This is a genomic window from uncultured Planktosalinus sp. (assembly GCF_963973675.1).
Taxonomy (GTDB): domain Bacteria; phylum Bacteroidota; class Bacteroidia; order Flavobacteriales; family Flavobacteriaceae; genus Planktosalinus.
Map to the genome: position 1 here is coordinate 1 of NZ_CAXBAN010000224.1, position 4,446 is coordinate 4,446.

3 protein-coding genes and 1 pseudogene are annotated in these 4,446 nt (G+C 38.5%); all 4 read left to right on the top strand.

Translation table 11 applies throughout. The features are described 5' to 3' along the window. A pseudogene (locus AACY61_RS09340) lies at window positions 1–278 on the top strand (cytochrome c); the annotation flags it as partial. 28 nt (window positions 279–306) lie between these two features. Further along, window positions 307–1,605, top strand: a complete 1,299-nt coding sequence (locus AACY61_RS09345) for a quinol:cytochrome C oxidoreductase (RefSeq protein ID WP_339611308.1) — start codon at window positions 307–309, stop codon at window positions 1,603–1,605. 28 nt (window positions 1,606–1,633) lie between these two features. After that, window positions 1,634–2,695: a cytochrome c oxidase subunit II gene (locus AACY61_RS09350; RefSeq protein ID WP_339611309.1), complete on the top strand. Its 1,062-nt coding sequence runs from the start codon at window positions 1,634–1,636 to the stop codon at window positions 2,693–2,695. 25 nt (window positions 2,696–2,720) lie between these two features. Then, window positions 2,721–4,446: cbb3-type cytochrome c oxidase subunit I (locus AACY61_RS09355; RefSeq protein WP_339611310.1), on the top strand; the 1,726-nt coding region annotated here is incomplete at its 3' end.

A 4,446-nucleotide genomic window follows, 5' to 3' on the forward strand; every position in this document is an offset into this window, starting at 1 on the left:
GAATTTTAGCACAACGCGAAAAGTTTTTAGGAATACCTAGCTATGCCGACCCGGGTCGTGTCATTACTGAAGGTAGTATTTACCACGTTCAAATGTATGGCCTTAATGCAATGGGAGCTTATACAGCCCAAACAACACCCGAAGAGCGTTGGCAAATCACAATGCACGTTCAAAACCTAAAGGCTGAACTGGAAGGAAATCCTAAATTAGCAACCATTTCTGAATCGGAAGATGCTCCTGCAAACACCACTTCAGAAAGTGAACAAATAGAAGACTAACAGTAGATTTAAAGAGATAGTTAAAGATATGTACACGCTACCTAATAAACTTAAACTTTTTGCAATTGTATTTATGGTCATTGGTGCCTTAGGTATGGTTGCCGGTTTTGTAAATGCTCCCGGTTCACAAGAGGAAGTAAAAGAAATGCTGGCTCATCACGATAATCACGGAGATGCCGGCCACGCCGAATCAAGCCAACACGACGATGCACACGTTGAACACGTGTACCATCAATTACAAAACAAACCCTGGTCTGCTGTATATGTGGCAGCATTTTTCTTCTTTATGATTGCCTTGGGCGCCCTTGCATTTTATGCAATTCAACATGTATCCCAAGCGGGTTGGTCTCCTGTATTATTCAGAGTCATGGAAGGAATTACCGGCTATCTTGTGCCGGGCTCTATCATAATGTTTATATTGTTGGTGCTATCTGCAATGCACGTAAACCATATCTTTCACTGGATGAATGCTGAACTTTTTGATCCTGCCAGTGAAAAATATGACGCACTGGTTGCTAATAAGTCTGCATGGTTAAATGAAACCTCATTTCTAATCAGGGCAGCTATCTATTTGCTGGGATGGAATGCTTACCGTTATTTCTCAAGGAAATATTCACTGAAGCAAGATGAAGAAGGCGGAATGCATTGGTTTAAAAAGAATTTTAAAATTTCAGCAGGATTCTTAGTGTTTTTTATTGTTACCGAATCAATGATGTCCTGGGACTGGATCATGGGCTTTGATCCGCACTGGTTCAGTACACTCTTTGGATGGTACGTTTTATCAGGAATGCTCGTCTCTGCAATTACAGTAATTGCAATGGTTGCGGTTTATTTAAAATCTCAAGGATATTTAGAACATTTAAACAATAGCCACATCCATGACTTAGCAAAATTTATGTTTGGATTCAGTATTTTCTGGACATATCTGTGGTTTTCTCAGTTCATGCTAATATGGTATGCCAATATTCCTGAAGAAGTTACTTACTTCGTTTCGAGAATTGAAGACTACAACCTTTTGTTCTTTGGTATGCTGGCATTGAATTTTGTTTTCCCACTATTATTATTAATGAATAGTGACTTTAAACGAGTAAATTGGTTAGTGATTGGAACAGGAATAATCATCCTTATAGGACACTACATTGATGTGTTTGTTATGGTAATGCCGGCAACAGTTGGAGACTCTTGGTTTATTGGTCTTCCTGAAATCAGTGCTCTATTGTTCTTTTTCGGACTCTTTGTTTATGTGGTTTTTTCTACACTTGCAAAAGCACCGCTTCTGGCTAAAGGAAGTCCCTTTATTGAGGAGAGCAAACATTTTCATTATTAATTTAGAACTGTAAAGAACCAATATAAAAATGACAGTATTTTTAGTTTTAGCCGTATTAGTACTTTTTGCTGTAGCAATTTGGCAAATGAATAAAATATTCCAATTGTCAAAAATTGGAAAGCAAGATAATTCTCAGATTGCGAATGATAAAGACAACAACTTTCAGGGAAAGTTAATGGTTTGGTTTATGGTCTTTTTCTACGTATTCTTAATCTATGGATTCTGGGAGTGGAGTGATGTGCTTCTACCCGACGCCGCATCTGAACACGGTAAAGACATTGACCAGTTGATGTTGATTTCAATGGTTATTATAATGTTTGTCCTTGTTATTACTCAGTTTTTACTTCACTATTTTGCCTTTAAGTACAGAGGAAGAAAAGACCAAAAAGCCGTTTTCTTCGCTGATAATGATAAACTTGAATTTATCTGGACAATTATACCTGTAATTGTACTGGCAGGATTGATTATCTATGGTTTGTTCACCTGGACAGACATTATGAACGTAAGTGAAGAAGATGACCCTCTGGTCATTGAACTTTATGCAAAACAATTTACCTGGGAAGCACGCTATGCCGGCGAAGACAATATCCTGGGAGAAGCCAATGTTCGATTTATAGAAGGTGTTAATACGTTGGGTGTTGATGCCTCAGATCCTGATGCAATGGATGATGTCCCTACTCGCGAACTTCATTTACCTGTCGGTAGAAAAGTACTTTTCAAAATGCGTTCTCAGGATGTATTACACTCGGCTTATATGCCTCACTTTAGAGCCCAGATGAACACAGTTCCCGGAATGATTACACAGTTTGCGTTTACTCCTACAACCACTACTGAAGAAATGCGTCAAGACCCTGAAGTAATTGCAAAAGTTGAAAACATCAATGCGCTGAGAAATGCAAAAAATACCGAATTGACCGCATTAGGCGAAGAAACACTTTTACCCTATGAATTTGACTATTTGTTGCTTTGTAATAAAATATGCGGAGCTTCTCATTACAATATGCAAATGAAAATTATTGTGGAAACCCAAGAAGAATTTGAGACTTGGTTAGCAGAACAAAAAACGATGGAACAAGTATTCAATCAGTAAAATTTAAGATTAAGAAACACTAGATATGTCAACAGAAGCACACAACAATACAGCAGATCATCACGAAGATCACGGGCATCATCACCATAAAGACACTTTTATAACTAAATACATCTTTAGTATTGACCATAAAATGATTTCTAAACAATACCTTATAACCGGTTTGTTTATGGGAATTATTGGTATTGCTATGTCAATATTGTTTCGTTTGCAATTGGCCTGGCCGGATAAACAATTTACAGCATATGAAATTTTCCTGGGTAAATGGGGTGCAGAAGGAATCATGGATCCCAATGTATATTTAGCTTTGGTAACTATCCACGGAACCATTATGGTTTTCTTTGTCCTAACAGCCGGACTGAGTGGAACGTTTAGTAACTTATTGATACCACTGCAAATAGGCGCACGCGATATGGCATCAGGATTCCTGAATATGGTTTCTTATTGGCTCTTTTTCCTTTCAAGCATCATCATGTTGATGTCATTATTTGTGGAAGCAGGACCCGCAGCAGCTGGATGGACCATTTATCCGCCACTTAGTGCATTACCACAAGCAATGCCTGGTTCAGGTGCCGGAATGACTCTTTGGTTGGTGTCGATGGCTATTTTTATTGCGTCTTCTTTATTAGGGTCACTCAATTACATTGTTACAGTAATCAACCTGAGAACTAAAGGAATGTCTATGACCAGACTTCCATTGACAATCTGGGCATTTTTTGTAACTGCTATCATTGGTGTGGTATCATTCCCCGTTTTATTATCAGCAGCTTTAATGCTCATTATGGACAGAAGCTTTGGAACTTCATTCTTCTTGTCTGATATTTATATCGCAGGAGAGGTACTTCACAATCAAGGAGGTTCTCCTGTTTTGTTTGAACACTTGTTCTGGTTCCTGGGGCACCCTGAAGTGTATATCGTTATACTTCCCGCATTAGGAATTACTTCTGAAATTATTGCAACAAATTCGCGAAAACCTATTTTTGGATATCGTGCCATGGTTGCCTCAATTTTGGCTATTGCATTTTTATCAACAATTGTTTGGGGTCACCATATGTTTGTCTCAGGTATGAACCCTTTCTTAGGGTCAGTATTTACCTTTACAACCTTGTTGATTGCTATTCCATCAGCAGTAAAAGCTTTCAACTACATCACAACCCTCTGGAAAGGAAACCTGCAGTTTAATCCCGCGATGCTATTCTCAATAGGATTAGTTTCAACTTTCATTTCAGGTGGATTGACAGGTATTATTTTGGGGGATAGTGCACTTGATATAAATGTACACGATACTTATTTTGTAGTAGCTCACTTCCATCTTGTAATGGGTATTTCTGCACTGTACGGCCTTTTTGCGGGAGTGTATCACTGGTTCCCGAAAATGTTTGGGAGAATGATGAATAAAAATTTGGGGTATGTACATTTTTGGGTGACAGTCATTGGTGCCTATGGTATCTTTTTTCCAATGCACTTCATCGGAATGGCAGGACTTCCTAGAAGATATTACACAAACACAGCATTCCCATATTTTGATGACCTGGCAAATATCAATGTAGTTATTACGATTTTTGCCATCATTACAGCAGCTGTACAACTGGTATTCCTTTATAATTTTATCAGCTCAATATTCTATGGAAAAAAAGCCCCACAAAACCCTTGGAAGTCAAATACGTTGGAATGGACAACACCCGTAGAACACATCCACGGAAACTGGCCGGGAGCAATACCACACGTTTACCGTTGGTCTTATGATTACA